Raw genomic sequence first — 16,287 nt, forward strand, 5'->3', positions numbered from 1 at the left:
TGCGGCTGGGGTGCCTGACGGCGCCCCAGCCGCACCACGCCCCGCCGCCACGCCCGCCCCGATCCCGCGACGACGCTGGAGAGCACCATGTCGGTCACCGCCCCCGTCGGCACCGAGCCCGAGAAGTCGGGCTCCCCCACGGCACCACCGCCTCCCACCCCCCGCAGTGACCGACGTCAGAACCTGCGCAACCTGCGCGGCAAGCTCGACGTGCGACTGTCGCCCTACCTGTACATCGCACCGTTCTTCCTGGTGTTCGCCGTGGTGGGCCTCTTCCCTCTCGCGTACACCGCGTACGTCTCGGTGCACGACTGGCACCTGATCGGCGGTCAGGGCGAGGCCGTCGGGCTGCAGAACTACATCGACGTCGTGCAGTCGCCCGTCTTCCTCACCGCGCTGCGCAACACCTTCAGCATCTTCCTGCTCTCCTCGGTGCCCCAGGTGCTGCTCGCGATCACCATCGCCGCCGTGCTCGACGGCAACCTGAGGGCCCGGACCTTCTGGCGCATGGGGGTGCTGCTGCCCTACGTGGTCGCCCCTGTCGCCGTGGCCCTCATCTTCTCGCGGCTGTTCGCCGACCAGGCGGGGATGATCAACAGCCTGCTCGGTGGCATCGGCATCGAGCCGATCCGCTGGCACGCCGACGCCCTCGCGAGCCACGTGGCCATCGCCTCGATGGTCAACTTCCGCTGGACCGGCTACAACGCGCTCATCTTCCTAGCCGCCATGCAGGCCATCCCGCGGGACCTCTACGAGGCCGCGGTGCTCGACGGCGCCGGCCGGCTCCGGCAGTTCTTCTCGGTCACGGTGCCGATGCTGCGGCCCACGATCATCTTCGTGGTCATCACCGCGACCGTCGGCGGGCTGCAGATCTTCGACGAGCCGCGGATGTTCGACCAGTTCGGTCGCGGCGGCTCGGACAACCAGTGGCTGACGACGACCCTGTACCTCTACGACCTCGGCTGGGGGGCCCAGAAGAGCTTCGGCAGGGCGGCGGCCGTGGCCTGGCTGCTCTTCCTCATCATCATCGCGATCGGCCTGATCAACTTCGCCATCACCCGACGGATCGCGTCCTCGGCCCAGGCCGTCAAGAAGCACGGAGGTTCCCGATGAGCATCTCGGTCCCCATGATCCGGCAGACCGCCGGACTCGGTGCGGCCCGCGCCGCGGCACGCAAGCGCGGGACGGGCGGCGGCGGGATCAACCGTCGACCCGGGTGGGTGTCCTACACCTTCCTCACCGTCACCCTGGCGATCTCCGTGTACCCGCTCTACTACGCCTTCCTGCTCGCGTCCTCGGACTCGGACACCATCGCCCGGAACCCGGTGCCCTCGCTGATCCCCGGGCCCAACCTGCTGGACAACCTGACCCGCGTGATCAGCTCGGACATCAAGTTCTGGGAGGCGGTCGGCAACAGCCTGATCATCGCCGTCCTCACCTCGGTGTCGGTGGTCTTCTTCGCGACCCTCGCCGGCTTCGCCTTCGCCAAGCTCAGCTTCCGGGGGCGTCGCGGGCTGCTGGTCTTCATCATCGCGACCATGGCCGTCCCGCCGCAGCTGGGCGTCGTGCCGTTGTTCATCGTGATGTCGCGGCTCGACCTGGTCGGCACGGTCACCGCGGTGATCATCCCGGGGATGGTCACCGCCTTCGGGGTGTTCTGGATGACCCAGTACCTCGAGAGCGCTCTGCCCTACGAGCTCATCGAGGCCGCCCGGGTGGACGGCTGCTCGATGCTGCGCACCTTCTGGCACATCGCGATGCCCGCCGCGCGCCCTGCCGCGGCGATGCTGGCCCTGTTCACCTTCGTCGCGTCGTGGACGAACTTCTTCTGGCCCTTCATCGTGCTGGGCTCGTCGAACCCCACGCTCCCGGTCGCGCTCCAGCTCCTGCAGGCCTCCTACTTCAAGGACTACGCGCTGATCATGGCGGGGGTCGTGGCCGCCACCGTGCCGTTGGTGCTGCTCTTCGCGGTCGCGGGCAAGCAGCTCGTCTCGGGCATCATGCAGGGGGCGGTCAAGGGATGACGTACCAGCCCGCCGAGGCCAGCACCTCGGCCCTCACCTTCCCGCCCGGCTTCGTGTGGGGGGCCGCCACGGCCTCCTTCCAGATCGAGGGAGCCGTGCACGAGCACGGTCGCAGCCCGTCGATCTGGGACACCTTCTGCCGCGAGCCCGGGGCCGTGGTCAACAAGGACGACGGCGACGTGGCGTGCGACCACGTGCACCGGTACCGCGAGGACGTGGACCTCATGGCCGCCCTGCACCTGGGGGCCTACCGCTTCTCGATCGCGTGGCCCCGGGTCCGGCCCGACGGCGGCGCCGCCAACCCCGCAGGGCTCGACTTCTACTCGCGCCTGGTGGACAGCCTGCTCGAGCGCGGGATCACCCCGTGGCCGACCCTCTACCACTGGGACCTCCCCCAGGCCCTCGAGGACCGTGGCGGGTGGGCGACCAGGGACACCGCAGCCCGGTTCGCCGAGTACGCGGTGACCGTGCAGGAGGCCCTGGGCGACAGGATCAGCACCTGGACCACCTTCAACGAGCCCTGGTGCTCGGCCTTCCTGGGCTACGCGGGCGGGCAGCACGCCCCCGGACGCCAGGAGCCCGCGGCCGCCGTCGCCGCGGTGCACCACCTGCTCCTGGCCCACGGGCTCGCCAACCAGGCCCTGCGGGCCGCCGACCCGTCGGCGCAGGTGGGCATCACCCTCAACTTCACGGTCGCGGACCCGGCGGACCCGGAGCGTCCGGAGGACGTCGACGCGGCGCGGCGCATCGACGCCGTGCACAACCGGGTGTTCCTCGACCCGGTGCTGCACGGGCGCTACCACCCCGACACCGTCGCTGCCTTCGCCTCCCGCGGTCTCGAGCTCCCCGTGCAGGACGGCGACCTCGAGACCATCGGCACGGGGGTCGACTTCATCGGCGTGAACTACTACCACGGTGACGCCTTCAGCACCCTCGCCCCCGAGCACCCCTTCCAGGGGGCCGAGGTCGAGCGTCCGACCTCCTCGCCCATGGTCGGGGCCGAGGACGTGCATGCGGTGCCCCGGGGCCTGCCCCGCACAGCCATGGACTGGGAGGTCCAGCCGGACGGGCTGCGACGCCTGCTCGAGCGGCTGCACAGCGAGTACACCGGCCCGGCAGGGGTGGCCCTGTACATCACCGAGAACGGCGCCGCCTTCGACGACGAGGTCGAGGCGGACGGCTCGGTCGAGGACCTCGAGCGTGCTCGCTACGTCGAGGACCACGTCCGTGCCGTGCACGCCGCGATCCAGGCCGGGGCGGACGTGCGCGGGTACTTCGCGTGGTCCCTGCTCGACAACTTCGAGTGGGCCTACGGCTACGCCAAGCGCTTCGGCATCGTCCGGGTCGACTTCGACACCCTCGAGCGGACCCCCAAGCTGAGCGCTCTGCGCTACGCCGAGATCGCGCGGACGGGGAGGGTAGCGAACGGGGGTAGCGTTCCCGGGTGACCGAGATCAGCCCGCCCCGGCCCGAGGTGACGCTCGGCGTCGCCTCGGCCGGACGGCGGGTCGCCCCGACCATCCGCCAGGTGGCCGCCCTCGCCGGTGTCTCCCGGGCGACGGCCTCGCGCGCGATCAACGGCGGGCACCTGGTGAGCCCCCAGGCGCGGGCGGCGGTCGAGGCTGCGGTGGCCGAGCTCGGCTTCACCCCCAACCCCGTCGCACGCAGCCTCGCGACACGGCGCACCGGATCGGTGGCCCTCGTGCTGCCCGAGCCCAACACCCGCGTGCTCACCGACCCGTTCTTCGCGAGCACGATCAACGGCATGGCCCGGGCCCTGGAGCACACCGACCTGCAGCTCGTGCTCCTCATCGCCCGGCAGGACGGCTGGTCCACGCGGACCGTGCGCTACCTCACCACCGGGCACGTCGACGGGGCCGTGGTCGCCTCCCACCACCGCGACGACCGCCTCAACCGTGAGCTCGTCGAGTCCGGGCTGCCGTGCGTGTTCATCGGACGGCCGCTCGACGTGCCCGCCACGGCCCGCTACGTCGACACCGACAACGACCATGCCGCCCAGCTCGCGACCGAGCACCTCATCGGCCTGGGCCGCACCCGCATCGGCACCATCGCCGGCCCGGCCGACATGTCCGCCGCGATCGACCGGCTCTCGGGCTGGCGTGCCGCGATGGGCGCCGCCGGCCTCGCCCAGGACGCCGTCGAGCTCGCTGACTTCACCGTCGAGGGGGGCGGGGCGGCCATGGCCCGGCTCATCGAGGCGCACCCCGACCTCGACGCGGTCTTCGTCGCCTCGGACCTCATGGCCTCGGGGGCCGTCGGCGAGCTCTCGGACCGGGGCGTCCGGGTCCCCGAGGACGTCGCGGTCTTCGGCTTCGACGACCTGGGTGTCGCCACCACGACCACGCCCGCCCTGAGCACCATGGGCCAGCCCATCGAGGACATGGCCACCCGTGCCGGGCAGATCCTGCACGCCCTGCTCGCGGGCGAGGAGGTCGAGGAGATCTCCGTCATGTTCCCCGCACGCCTGGTGCTGCGCGAGTCCGCCTGAGGCGCGGGCCCCGTCGGGCGCGAACCCGCACGACGCGTCAGGCCAGGCGCGTGCCCTCGGACCGTCGTGCCCTCGGACCGTGCGTGGCTCGGACCGTGCGTGGCCTCAGACCACGGTCGCTCCGAGCAGGGCCCCGATCCCGTAGGTCGCCGCCATGGCGAGGGCGCCTCCGACGAGGAGCCGCAGCACCGCCCGCGACCGGTGCGCCCGCCCGAACCAGGCACTGACCGACCCCGTGACGGTGAGCGCCACGAGCACGGCGACGAAGGTCACGCCGATCCGCACCTCAGGTGGTGAGAGCACCATGGCGGCCAGGGGCAGGGCCGCCCCCGCGACGAAGGCGACGGCCGAGGCGAGGCCCGCGTGCCACGGGTTGGTGAGGTCCTCGGGGTCCAGCCCGTGCTCGACGTCGAGATGGGCAGCGATCGCGTCCCGCCCGGTCAGCTCGATCGCGACCTGGCGCGCGGTGTGCGGGCTGAGCCCCTTGGCCCGGTACATCCCGGCGAGCTCCTCGAGCTCCCCCTCGGGGTCGGCGCGCAGGGCCGCCTGCTCGCGTGCGATGAGGGCCCGCTCGGTGTCCCGCGCGCTGCTCACCGAGACGAACTCGCCGAGGGCCATGGAGATCGCGCCCGCGACCAGGGCCGCCAGACCGGCGACCAGGATCGCGGTGCTGTCGGTCGTCGCAGCGGCGACCCCGACCACGAGCCCCGCGATCGAGATGATCCCGTCGTTGGCCCCCAGCACGCCCGCGCGCAACCAGTTCAGCCGGGCCTTGAGGCCCGTGCGCGCCCAGACCTCGTCCCCCGCCGGCTCTCGCCCTGGACCGGGGACGCTCGGGCTGCTCTTCTCGACCGCTCGCGACGGCTCCATACCTCGAACCTAGGCAGGTGGGGGCGCCCCCGCCAGCAAGGACAGGCAAGCCTCAACGGGCCGCTGACCAGCGGCCCGACCCGCAACGGGGTGGGTCGGGGTCACCATCCGACCCTGATCGGCCCCGATCCCGAGTGGGCTCGCGGCGTAGTCCGAGGGCCTGGTCGGTTCGAGGGCTCAACCGGTCAGGGGGCCTGGACGACGTCCTGGACCTCGGTGCCCGGCGCCCGCTCGGTCAGCAGACGGGCGTGGGTCTCGGCGTCGCGCAGGTCGTCGGCCTCGAAGGCGATGCGCACCGCCCCCGCCTCCGCATCCCCCTCCTGCTCGAGGATCTCCCCGTCGGTGGGGTGCTCGAGCATCTGACGGACGAAGGGGGTGGCGACGGCGTCGGCGATCGCGGCAGGCACCCGGATGCGGGTCACGAAGGTGGGCATGGCTCCACTATGGACGTTCGGGCGCGGGGGCGCAGGTCACGGGGCTCCCCGCACCCGGGGCGGACTCAGTCGGCGATCGGCATCCAGACGCGCATCGTCGACGGGCCGCGGTTGGCCCACCGGTGGTACGGCACGAGCGGGACGAGTCCGCGATCCGTCCGACCCTCGACCGCTCTCGCACCGACCCCGTAGGGCCAGGCCGTCGTCCCGAGCTCGAGGGTAGTCACCGGGACCTGGACCTGGCCGTCGACCTCGACCGGCGGCTGGTCGGTGCGGACCTGGACCCCCTCGACGTCGACGCCCAGGTCGGTGGACTCCAGGCACATCACCACGGGGCCCCGCTCGACGGCGACCTGCCCGCGGACCGCGTCGACCCTGGGGTCGGCGGTGGTCCACCGTGCGCGCACCGGCAGGTCGAGCTCGACGGTCTCACCCACCGAGAAGGACCGCGTGACGGTCACGTAGCCCGGCTCCACGAAGCGGGTGCCCTCGACGTCGGTCAAGGTGGCCCCCTCGGCCCAGGCCGGGACGCGGAGGCTCAGGCTCCACGGCTCGGCCGGGCCCTCCACAACTGTGACGAGGACGTGCCCCTCGGCCGGGTACCGGGTCCGGACCTCCAGGCCCACCGCCCGGCCGTCGGCCAGGCCCGTGCGGATCGTGGACCCGGCGTACTGGTGAAGCTGCACACCGCCGTCGTCGGCCGTGGCCAGGTAGGCCCCCAGGGAAGCGATCGTGCGGGTGACGTTGCTGGGGCAGCAGGAGACCGCGAACCACGGGGCGCGCAGGCTCGAGGCCGCCCGAGCAGCCGGCTGGTGCTTGTCGGGCTCCACACCGGGCGACCGCTGGTGGAGGGTGTTGGTGTAGTAGAAGCCGTGACCGTCCTCGGCGACCGAGGTCGCAAGCACGTTGTACAGCGTGCGTTCGACGGCGTCGGCGTGCACGGGCTCGCCCGTGGCGAGGAGCAGCCGGTGATTGAGCATCACCGACGCGATCCCGGCACAGGTCTCGGAATAGGCCCGGTCCGGCGGCAGCTCGTAGTCCTGGCCGAAGGACTCGCCCTCGTGGTGCGCCCCCATGCCGCCCGTCAGGTAGGTGCGACGCGCGAGGGTCGCGGTGGTCTGCAGGGCCACCGCCGCGAGCAGGTCGGCGTCCTCGTCCTCGACCGCGAGGTCGGTCGCCCCGGCGGCGAGGTAGAGCGCACGTACGGCGTGGCCCGTCAGCACGGTGGTCTCCCGCACGGGCTGATCGTCCTGGTAGTACTGCGCACCGAACTCGATGTCGCCGAGCACGCCATGGCCCCGGCGCTCGACGAAGAGCCGGGCCTGGTCGAGGTAGCGTGCCTCACCCGTTACCCGGGACAGCTCGACCAGCGCCACCTCGATCTCGGGGTGGCCGCACACCCCCTGCAGGCCGTCCGGCCCAAAGGTCTCGCACACGTGGTCCGCCGCCCGACGCGCCACCTGCACGAGCTCGTCCTCCCCCACAGTGCGAGCGCGGGCGACGCCAGCCTGGATCAGGTGGCCGAAGCAGTAGAGCTCGTGGCCCCACTGCAGGTCGCTGTAACGCGGACCCTGGCCCGGCCTGCCGAACATCGTGCTGACGTAGCCGTCGGGCTCCTGGGCCCGTGCCACCCGCGCGGCGAGGGCGCGCAGGCGCCCGTCGAGAGCTGCGTCACCCGTGCGGCCGACCTCCCACGACATCGCCTCGAGCAGCTTGTAGATCTCCGAGTCCGAGAACTCGCGGCCCCGGCGGTCCTTCGGCAGGCGGCCCTCGACGGCCGCGTCGAAGTTCGCGGCCCACCCGGTCCGCTCGATCCAGGTCTCGCAGTGCTCGATCAAGGACGACGCGTTCAGGCCCTGGAGGTCGGCCCAGAACCCGTCGGTGATGCTCACCTCGGCGAGACCGAGGGGGCGCAGCCGACCCCGCGAGGGAACGACGGGCCGGCCGTCGAGCGCGGTCCCAGCGTGGTCCGTGGGCAGGCTGAGGAAGGGGGTCGAGGTCATGGCGCTCTCCAGGATCGGGTGGGTCACTTGACGGCCCCGACGGTCAGACCGTCACGGAGCAGCCGGTAGGTGGACGTGAAGACGATGAGGATCGGGATCGAGGTCACGACCGCCAGGGCCATGAGTCCGGGCCAGTTGATGCCGAAGGCCGAGACCTGCTGGGCGAGCAGCACGCTGAGCGGGTACTCCCCTGGGGAGAGGAAGAAGTTCACGGCGTACAGGAACTCGCCCCAGGCCAGCAGGAACACCAGGGTGCCGACGGTGAAGATCCCGTTCCGTGCGACCGGGACGACGATCGAGACGAAAGTCCGCATCAGGGAGGCACCGTCGATCGACCCGGCCTCTTCGAGCTCTGGCGGCACCGAGCGGAAGAAGGGCCGGAGGAGCAGGGTCGCGAAGGGGGCCAGCAGAGCTGTGTCGGCGAGGATCACGCCCACGGTCGAGTCGAGCAGGGTCCAGCTGCCGAAGACCTGGAACAGCGGGATCACGGTCGCCGTCTGCGGCATCATCTGCAGCACGATGAGCAGGGCCAGGCCGATCGAGGTCAGGTGGCCACGGGTCCGGGCCAGCCCGTAGGCCGCGGGGATCGCGATGAGCAGCACCAGGACCGTGGTCCCGGTCGCGATGAGCACTGACTGGCTCAGCGGCTTGAGGAGGTCCGCCGTGAGCACGTCGCGGTAGGCCTCGGTGGTCGGGCTGAAGATCAGCGCTGAGCTCGTGCTGAACACATCTCCCGAGCTCTTGAAGGAGGTCAGCACGATCCAGAGGATCGGGAGCCCATACATGACCGTGAGCAGCGCCTTCCAGGCTGTCAGCACGGGTCCGGCGGTCTGCTTCACGACTCCGACTCCTCTCGACGGATGCTGCGGGCGTAGACCGCGGCGAGCACCAGGACGCCCAGCACGGCCGCGACCGAGGTCGCTGCCCCGAGCCCGAAGTCGTAGCGGACGAAGGCTTGCATGTAGCCGAGGAACGGGAGGGTGTTGGTCGCTGTGCCGGGGCCGCCGTAGGTCATGACGTAGATGAAGTCGAAGCTGCGGAACCCGTAGACGATGGTCAAGACCAGCAGCACCAGCGTCGAGGAGCGCACCGAGGGCAGCATGATGTGGCGGATCTCCTGCCACCGGCTGGCTCCATCGAGGGCTGCGGCCTCGAAGGTCTCGGGCGGGATGTTCATCAAGGCGGCCCGGAACACGAGCGCGTTGAACGGGATCACCGCGAACGCGTTGACGAAGGCCACGGACATGAGCGCCCAGTGCTGGTCGTACAGGAACGGCACAGGAGAATCACGCAGCCCGCTGGCTAGCAGCACGGTGTTGAACAGCCCCGAGTCAGCAAGCAGGAACTTCCACACCGAGCCGTTGACCACCGGGGGCAGGGCCCAGACGAAGACCATGAGGGCCAGCAGGAAGCCGGACCACCGGCCCCGGGTCCGCAGCGTGATCGCGGCAGCCAGTCCCAGAAGCATGCCGAGCCCGGTCACCACGACGACGAACACCAGGGTGCGGGTCAATGCTGGTGCCCCCTCCCCGGAGAACGACCGGGAGAAGTTGTCCAGGCCGGTGAACACCCACTCCTGGTTGAGGGTGCCCACCGTGACAGCACTGACGCTCATCCGGACCAGCTGGATCAGCGGGTAGATGCTGAACAGGCCCATGAAGACGGCGGCGGGGAGCAGGAACACCAGCCGGACCTGTCGTTGGCGACCCGAGCGCGCCCGAGGGGTGACCGGGGCACGCGTGGCGGTCAGCGGAGCTGTCATAACGGGGCCCTTCGTGGAGAGAGGACGAGGCGGACGGTGGGCACGTGCTCGCAGTCCTCACGAAGGGGATGCGGCACGTACCCACCGGCAGCGAGAGCTACTCGAGCAGGCTCTCGAGGGCCGCGACCGTCGCGGTGGCCGCGGCCTCAGGGCTCTGCTGGCCACCCAAGGCAGCACTCCATGCCTGGCCGACGGTCAGCTGGACGTCGGCGACGGCCTCGGGCGGGATCACGCCGTCGGGGTAGTTCGCGCCGTACATGGCGATCGAGTCGGCGAACGGGCTGAGCAGGTCGTTGCCGGTCACGGCCTCGTCCTGGGCCGTGTCCATCCGCGAGGGGATCGAGCCGACGATCTCGACCGGCAGCACCTGTCCCTCGGCGTCGAGGTAGGTCCCCGCGAGGTACTGCCAGGCGAGGTCCGGGTTCTCGCTGAAGGCGCCGATGCCCTGGCCCTCGCCGCCGAGGTAGACCTGACCTGCGTCGCCCAACGGGAGCGGCACCACGCCGTACTCGAAGTCGGCGTCGGACGCGGCGGTTCCTAGCTGCCAGTTGCCGTTCTCGGCGAAGGCCACGTCACCCGAGGCGAACTGCTGGAAGGGCACCGTCTGGTCCCAGGTCACGGCCTCCTGCGAGAGCCAGCCGTTGTCGACCCAGGCGCGCACCCGGGCCAGCCCGGCCTCGAGGGTTTCGGGGTCGGGGTCGGTGTAGCTGAACCCCTCTGCCGAGAGCCACGGGTAGGCCTGCCACTCGCCCTGGGACTGCGGCAGCGCCGAGAGGGTGATGCCCTCGTAGCCGGCCTCGGCTGCAGCGGCCATGGCGTCCTCGAGCTCGTCGAGGGTCGTGGGCGGCTCCAGGCCGATCTCGTCCAGGATGTCGGCGTTGTACCAGAGACCCAGCAGGTTGACGTAGCCCTGCACGGCGAAGGTCTCACCGTTGACCTCGTGGATGACGGAGTCGGGGAACTGGTCGGCGTCGGCGAACTCGGCCCAGTACTCGTCGATCGGGGCGAGTGCTCCGCCGAGGGCGAGGGTCGCCACCTCGGCGCCGTTGAAGACGACGACGTCCGGTCCGGTCTGGGCACCAGCGGCCGAGACGAGGTTGGCGTTCAGCTGGTCGTACGGGACGAAGACGTTGTCCACCGTCACGCCGTCGTTCGCCGCCTCGAACATCTCTGCGTACTCGTCCATGAGACGGACCTGGTTGTCGTCGCTGAAGTAGCGCCAGACCGTGACGGTGCCCTCTTGGGAGGTGGGCGGTGCCTCGCCGTCCTCGTCGGTGGCGCCGTCGTCGCTCCCGTCCGAGCCGCAGGCGGTCAGGGCAAGAGCCCCCGCCAGGGTCACCGAGGTCAGTGCGAGCGTCCTGCGCCGTGCGGTCCGGCCGGTCCGTGCGCCCCTGATGGTCGTGTTTCTCACCGGAACTCCTCTGGTCTGGTGCGGGGAGGCGCCGGTCCGCGGTACTGCCGGGCCTGCGTCCTCGTTGATGTCAGGTGTGCGGTCCTCGCGGCCACCTCCGCTCCCCCGGGGCGGCGGTCGGGGCTGGTCGACGTCGACCGGCCTTTCAGAGCGAAACCCTCCGAAACCGTTTTCTGGACGCTAGCACCGCATGCGGACACAGGTCAACGGGCGCGGAATGTGCCATGCTTTTCGTCACCGAACCGTGATCGCACACTGACCACGCCCGAGGAGGCACCGTGCCCGCAGGAGACGACGCGACCGCATCGCGGCCGCGGGCGGCGACGCTGCGCGACGTCGCCCTGCTCGCGGGGGTCTCGGTCGCGACGGCGTCCAAAGCCCTCAACGGCCGCGACAACGTGCACCCGGACACCCGCCGCCGCGTGGTCGAAGCCGCCGAGCGCATCTCCTTCACGCCCAACTCCCTCGCGCAGGCGATCCTCGCGGGGTCCACCGGGACGGTCGGGCTCCTGACCAACGACCTCGAGGGTCGCTTCAGCCTCCCCATCCTCATGGGCGCCGAGGACGCCTTCGGCGCGGGACAGATGTCCGTGTTCCTGTGCGACGCCCGCGACGACGCGATCCGCGAGCAGTACCACCTCAAGGCCCTGCTCGGCCGACGGGTCGACGGCCTCATTGTGGTGGGCAGCAACACCGACCCCCGTCCGACCCTCGGCACACTCCCCGTGCCCGTCGTCTACGCCTACGCGCCCTCGACGGACCCGCAGGACTGCTCGATCGTCCCGGACAACGTCCACGCCGGGACCCTCGCCGTCGAGCACCTTCTCGCCACCGGCCGACGGCGCATCGCGCACGTCTCGGGCGACGTGCGCTACGCGGCCGCGCGGGACCGAGCGGCCGGAGCGAAGGCAGCCCTCGCGGCAGCGGGTCTCGAGCTCGTCGGCGGCCAGGTCCGCTACGGCAGCTGGTCGGAGGAGTGGGGCCGCGCCGCGACCCACACCGTCCTCGACCACGAGCCAGGCGTCGACGCGATCCTGTGCGGCAGCGACCAGATCGCACGGGGCGCGCTGGACGTCCTCCGGGAGCGCGGCATCGACGTGCCCGGGGCTGTCTCGGTCATGGGGTTCGACAACTGGGAGGTCATGATCTCGGGCACACGCCCTCCCCTGACGAGCGTAGACATGAACTTCGAGACCCTGGGCCGCCGAGCCGCCCAGCACCTCGTAGACGCCATCGGGGGAAGCCCTGCCCACGGCGTCGAGACGATGCCCTGCCGCGTCGTCGTCCGCGGCTCGACCGCGCGCGGGGCCTGAGCGGCTAAGCCCCCCGCACCTCGGCCAGGGTCGCGAGCACGACCTCGGCGAGCTCCGGGTCGGCCAGGGCGCGGAAGTGCCCGGGCGTCCGGAGTCGCACGTTGGCCGCCCCCTCGAGCTCGCTGCCGCCGGGGATGTGCGGGTCGAACCTGCTGTAGGCCGAGGTGATGCGTGCGTTGACCTCGTGCTCGGCGGTGAGGGCCAGCACCGTCGCGTCCCGCGGGGAGAAGGAGCGGAAGGTCTGGCCCGGGAACCACCTCGCGCGCACCGACCCCGCGAAGGGCGTGTTGACCGCGACCATCCGGGCGATGCGAGCGTCGGGATCCTCGTGCAGCATCGCGAGCTTGCCCACCAGCCCACCCTTGCTGTGCGCCACCACGACGACGTCGCGCAGGTCCCGGGCCCGCAGCACCTCACCCAGGACGGCGGCCCCCGTCGAGACCGGGGCGCGGTGGTACCCGAGCTCGGGGAGCACGTGGACCCGGTGGCCCCGCGCGTGCAGCAGCACCGCGAGGGGGCGCATGAAGGTCCAGGGCTCGTAGACCCCGGGCACCAGGACGACGTCGGGGCTCACCGGTGCGGGCGGGTCGAGGTACTCCCCCGCCTCGGAGCGCCCCCGCCACCCACGCAGCTGCGCGAGGCCCGCGTAGAGGTAGTCCCAGGCCCACCACAGCCCGTGCCGCACCAGCGAGGCGGCCTGCGCGGCGAGCGTCGGCGGGCGCTCCTCCCCGACCGCCCGCCCCGGGAGGCACAGCGCGGCCACCAGAGCAGGGTGCCGGTACATCGCGATGTGCCCCTCGCCCGGCACCTCGACCACGGGGACCGGGGCACCCGAGGCGTCCCGCACCCTCTCGGCGAGGTCCGTGAGGTATCTCGGCGGGCAGACCGGGTCGTGCTCGCCGCGGACCAGCAGGACCGGGACGGCGACCTCGAGCAGTCGGTCCTCGAGCCGGTACCCCAGCATGGTCGGCAAGGTCCCGGCGTACCAGCGCGGTCCCGTGCGGAGCCAGTCGCTCACCATGATCGAGTTCGCGGACCACGGCTCGCGCGGGGCGTCACGCAGCAGGCGCCACGCCTGGCGGACGGCCGACCGGGCGGCGGGCTCCGCGACGGGGCCGACGAGGAGCAGGCGATCGACGAGGTCCGGGCGACGGGCGGCCAGCTCGACGGCGACCTGGCAGCCCATCGAGTGGCCGAGCAGGACCACGGGCCCGCTGGCCGTGGCCCCGAGCTGCTCGAGGACCACCGCGAGCACCCTGGCGTGGTCCTCGACCGCGAAGGGCCGGGCGGGGAGCTCGCTCCGACCGAAGCCCGGCAGGTCCGGGGCCAGCACCCGCACCGACGCCGACGCCGACGCCGACGCCAGCGTGCGGGCGAGCGGCGCGAAGTACCGGTGCGAGACGCCGATCCCGTGCACCAGGACCACCGTGCTCCCCGCGGCCTCCTGCTCGGCGCCCCACTCCTCGACCACGACGGTGAGATCCCCGGCGCGCACGGTGCGGGTCGAGGAGGGCATGGGGGAAACCTACGGGCCAGCGGGCTTCACGGCAGCACGAACCGGGCGGTCCCGCGGGAGCGACGGCTGCGGCACACCGATGCCCAGCACGGTCGGGACCCGCGCCTCGATCCCGGCCACGAGACCAGGGATCTGCTCGGCGGGCGCCGGGCGGGCGAGGCCGAAGCCCTGAGCGGCGAAGCACCGCATCTCGGCGAGGGCGAGCAGGGTCGCGTCGTCCTCGACCCCCTCGGCCACGACGCTCAGGCCGAGGTGCCGGGCGAGCTCGATGGTGGACCGGACGATCGCGGCGCTCGCGACGTCGTCCACGACGCCCATGACGAAGGACCTGTCGATCTTGAGCCGCCGCAGCGGCAGGCGCTGGAGGTACGCCAGCGAGCTGTGGCCGGTGCCGTAGTCGTCGACCGACAGCGCGACCCCCAGCCGGTCGAGGTCGGTGAGCACCTCCAGCGAGCGGACCGGGTCGACCATCGACATCGTCTCGGTGATCTCGAGCTCGAGGCAGCTGGCCGGCAGGTGGTGGTGTCGCAGAGCTGCCCGCACCGCGGCCACGAACCCCGGGTCCAGGAGGTTGCGGACCGAGAGGTTCACCGCGACGGTCAGGTTGATGCCTTCTTCGCGCCACGTCGCGCACTGGGCCAGGCTGCGGTCCAGGACGTAGAGCGTCAGCAGGCGGATGAGTCCCGTGCGCTCGGCCGCAGGCACGAAGGCGACCGGCGGGATCGTCCCGTGCACCGGGTGCTGCCACCGCACGAGGGCCTCGACGCCGAGCACGCGCCCCGTGAGCACCTCGACCTGCGGCTGGTAGTGGACCACCACGTCCCCCGCCGTGAGGGCCTGCTCGAGCTCGGCCATCAGCTGGGGGGCGTGCGTCCAGGTGGCATCCATGCGCTGGGCGTAGCGGGCGATGCGCTCAGGGCGCTCGGCGGCGGCGGAGAGCGCGGTGTCCACCCGCTGGTGGAGCTCCTCGGTCGTCGCGCCGTCGACCGGCCCGAGAGCGATGCCGATCGTCACGTCGACCGAGACCGTGACCTCGGCGACCGCCACAGGCTCGTCGAAGGCGGCGCGGAGACTCGCCGCGAACCGGTCGGCCTCCGCCTCGGCCGCAAGCCGCGGGACGACGATCCCGAACCCGCCGCCGGTGACCCGGCCCACGGTGCCTCGGTCCCCGACCACCCTCTCCAGACGGCCGGCCACGGCGCGCAGGATCTCGTCGCCGGTGCGCGCGCCGAGGGTCTCGTTGATCTCGGCGAAGCGCTCCACGGAGACCGCGAGCAGCGCGACAGGGGTCGGTGGTGCGCGGGTGAGGAGGTCGTCGACCCGCTCGGACACCCGCCGGGGGTTCTCGACCCCGGTGACGAAGTCGGTGTCCGCGAGGAGCTCGAGGTGCCCGGACTGCTCGCGGAGCCTGCGGACCAGGCCGATGGTCCGCAGCGCGACCAGGGCCACGATCACCACCGCGGCGAGGGCCACCTCGACGATGTGCGCGGGCTGCCGGAGCGCGTGCTCGACGAGCAGGGTCACCGGCAGGACCATGACCGCGAAAGCCAGGAAGACCATCCGTCTGGTGCCCCCGAAGCGGTCGGTCCCCGAGACCGACATCCGGGACGCCATCGAGGGGTGGAGCGCGGCCGACCCCCAGAGCAGGTACGCGATGATCCAGCCGGCGTCGATCCAGTGCGCTCGCGCCTCGAGCTGCGGAAGGTACGCCACGGCCTGGAAGAGCAGGTCAGCCGCAAGGACGGTGAGGAAGGCCCCACCGAGGAGCCGCAGGGCCGTGGTGCGCACCAGCGTGCTGGCCCCCATGTGCACCAGCTGGGTCACCAGCACCACGTCGAGCACCGGGTAGGCGACCCCGACCACCCGGGTCAGGAGGTCGCCCTCGGCGTCGGTCCAGGTGGGCTGGATGAACACGACCCACAGCACGAGCGCCAGGCCCGTCGCGACGATCAGGGCGTCGATCACGGCCGCGAGGTTGCGCCCCGCCAGCGCGCGCCTGGAGAGCTGGAACAGACCCGCGGCGAGGAAGGGGTAGCCCGTGAGGTAGAGGACGTCCGCGAAGGAGGGGAAGGGGTCGATGCCCAGGACGTGGTCGAAGACCCCCCACAGCACGTCACCGGACACCCAGAAGGCCATGCCCGCCGCCATGAGGTACCAGGCGAGCGGGCTGCGCGGACGGTACACCCGGATCCCGACGAGGGTCGCGACGACGGCGCTCGCCCCCACGAGCACGAACAGCAGCTCCCGTGCGGGTCCCACGGGCAGCGCGAGCTGCACGACCAGGACGAGGACGCCGAGGCCGAGGTACCAGAGCCACACGCGGCTCCCTGCAGAGGTCACCCCCTCACTATCGGCATCCCCCCGGCGGACCTGAGCCGCGGCGCGGACGTCGATAGGGTCGACCGGCCCGCGCCTGCCACGGGTCGGACCCCGCACCAGACCGCA

13 protein-coding genes are annotated in these 16,287 nt (G+C 71.9%); 5 read left to right on the forward strand and 8 right to left on the reverse strand.

Annotation, left to right across the window (positions count from 1 at the left end; translation table 11 throughout):
• Positions 1 to 87 precede the first annotated feature (87 nt).
• The 4 genes from J4G33_RS12545 to J4G33_RS12560 are packed head-to-tail and all read left to right on the forward strand — an operon-like array spanning position 88 to position 4,533.
• Complete coding sequence (locus J4G33_RS12545) at positions 88 to 1,113, forward strand: carbohydrate ABC transporter permease (protein WP_208056327.1); 1,026 nt, start codon at positions 88 to 90, stop codon at positions 1,111 to 1,113.
• Positions 1,110 to 2,024 (forward strand): carbohydrate ABC transporter permease, encoded by a 915-nt coding sequence (locus tag J4G33_RS12550; RefSeq protein WP_208056328.1) that lies wholly within the window; start codon positions 1,110 to 1,112, stop codon positions 2,022 to 2,024. The genes J4G33_RS12545 and J4G33_RS12550 overlap by 4 nt, the downstream gene beginning before the upstream one ends.
• Positions 2,021 to 3,472, forward strand: a complete 1,452-nt coding sequence (locus tag J4G33_RS12555; RefSeq protein WP_208056329.1) for a GH1 family beta-glucosidase — start codon at positions 2,021 to 2,023, stop codon at positions 3,470 to 3,472. Before J4G33_RS12550 ends, J4G33_RS12555 begins: the two co-directional genes overlap by 4 nt.
• The gene (locus J4G33_RS12560) at positions 3,469 to 4,533 is read left to right on the forward strand and encodes a LacI family DNA-binding transcriptional regulator (protein ID WP_307793883.1); all 1,065 of its coding nucleotides are present in this window, start codon (positions 3,469 to 3,471) and stop codon (positions 4,531 to 4,533) included. The genes J4G33_RS12555 and J4G33_RS12560 overlap by 4 nt, the downstream gene beginning before the upstream one ends.
• 105 nt (positions 4,534 to 4,638) lie before the next feature.
• On the opposite strand, the gene J4G33_RS12565 is transcribed toward J4G33_RS12560, so the two are convergent.
• The 6 genes from J4G33_RS12565 to J4G33_RS12590 all read right to left on the reverse strand — a co-directional run bounded on the left by J4G33_RS12565 (position 4,639) and on the right by J4G33_RS12590 (position 11,013).
• Positions 4,639 to 5,403, reverse strand: coding sequence for a VIT1/CCC1 transporter family protein (locus J4G33_RS12565; protein WP_208056330.1), 765 nt, complete (start codon positions 5,401 to 5,403; stop codon positions 4,639 to 4,641).
• Positions 5,404 to 5,588: 185 nt separating this feature from the next.
• Positions 5,589 to 5,837, reverse strand: coding sequence for a hypothetical protein (locus J4G33_RS12570; RefSeq protein ID WP_208056331.1), 249 nt, complete (start codon positions 5,835 to 5,837; stop codon positions 5,589 to 5,591).
• Positions 5,838 to 5,902: 65 nt separating this feature from the next.
• Entirely contained in the window at positions 5,903 to 7,840 is a 1,938-nt protein-coding gene (locus J4G33_RS12575) for a glycoside hydrolase family 127 protein (RefSeq protein WP_208056332.1), read from the reverse strand.
• A 23-nt stretch (positions 7,841 to 7,863) separates the two neighbouring features.
• Positions 7,864 to 8,679: a carbohydrate ABC transporter permease gene (locus J4G33_RS12580; RefSeq protein ID WP_208056333.1), complete on the reverse strand. Its 816-nt coding sequence runs from the start codon at positions 8,677 to 8,679 to the stop codon at positions 7,864 to 7,866.
• A complete protein-coding gene (locus tag J4G33_RS12585; protein ID WP_208056334.1) occupies positions 8,676 to 9,602 on the reverse strand; it encodes a carbohydrate ABC transporter permease in 927 nt (308 codons plus the stop codon). The genes J4G33_RS12580 and J4G33_RS12585 overlap by 4 nt, the downstream gene beginning before the upstream one ends.
• Before the next feature lie 97 nt (positions 9,603 to 9,699).
• Positions 9,700 to 11,013, reverse strand: a complete 1,314-nt coding sequence (locus tag J4G33_RS12590; RefSeq protein WP_208056335.1) for a sugar ABC transporter substrate-binding protein — start codon at positions 11,011 to 11,013, stop codon at positions 9,700 to 9,702.
• Positions 11,014 to 11,291: 278 nt separating this feature from the next.
• On the opposite strand from J4G33_RS12590, the gene J4G33_RS12595 reads away from it, so the two are divergent.
• Complete coding sequence (locus J4G33_RS12595) at positions 11,292 to 12,326, forward strand: LacI family DNA-binding transcriptional regulator (RefSeq protein ID WP_208056336.1); 1,035 nt, start codon at positions 11,292 to 11,294, stop codon at positions 12,324 to 12,326.
• A 4-nt stretch (positions 12,327 to 12,330) separates the two neighbouring features.
• On the opposite strand, the gene J4G33_RS12600 is transcribed toward J4G33_RS12595, so the two are convergent.
• Positions 12,331 to 13,842 (reverse strand): alpha/beta hydrolase, encoded by a 1,512-nt coding sequence (locus tag J4G33_RS12600; RefSeq protein ID WP_208056337.1) that lies wholly within the window; start codon positions 13,840 to 13,842, stop codon positions 12,331 to 12,333.
• A 9-nt stretch (positions 13,843 to 13,851) separates the two neighbouring features.
• On the reverse strand, positions 13,852 to 16,182 hold the full coding sequence (locus tag J4G33_RS12605) for a putative bifunctional diguanylate cyclase/phosphodiesterase (RefSeq protein ID WP_208056338.1): 2,331 nt from the start codon (positions 16,180 to 16,182) through the stop codon (positions 13,852 to 13,854).
• Positions 16,183 to 16,287 lie beyond the last annotated feature (105 nt).

It is taken from the genome of Actinotalea soli (assembly GCF_017565425.1).
Taxonomy (GTDB): Bacteria; Actinomycetota; Actinomycetes; order Actinomycetales; family Cellulomonadaceae; genus Actinotalea; species Actinotalea soli.

Bases quoted from the DNA above. Each gene is read 5' to 3' on its own strand.
- J4G33_RS12570 (WP_208056331.1), bottom strand. From the start codon at position 5,837: ATGCCCACCTTCGTGACCCGCATCCGGGTGCCTGCCGCGATCGCCGAC.
- J4G33_RS12565 (WP_208056330.1), bottom strand. From the start codon at position 5,403: ATGGAGCCGTCGCGAGCGGTCGAGAAGAGCAGCCCGAGCGTCCCCGGT.
- J4G33_RS12555 (WP_208056329.1), top strand. From the start codon at position 2,021: ATGACGTACCAGCCCGCCGAGGCCAGCACCTCGGCCCTCACCTTCCCG.
- J4G33_RS12550 (WP_208056328.1), top strand. From the start codon at position 1,110: ATGAGCATCTCGGTCCCCATGATCCGGCAGACCGCCGGACTCGGTGCG.
- J4G33_RS12600 (WP_208056337.1), bottom strand. From the start codon at position 13,842: ATGCCCTCCTCGACCCGCACCGTGCGCGCCGGGGATCTCACCGTCGTG.
- J4G33_RS12545 (WP_208056327.1), top strand. From the start codon at position 88: ATGTCGGTCACCGCCCCCGTCGGCACCGAGCCCGAGAAGTCGGGCTCC.
- J4G33_RS12575 (WP_208056332.1), bottom strand. From the start codon at position 7,840: ATGACCTCGACCCCCTTCCTCAGCCTGCCCACGGACCACGCTGGGACC.
- J4G33_RS12585 (WP_208056334.1), bottom strand. From the start codon at position 9,602: ATGACAGCTCCGCTGACCGCCACGCGTGCCCCGGTCACCCCTCGGGCG.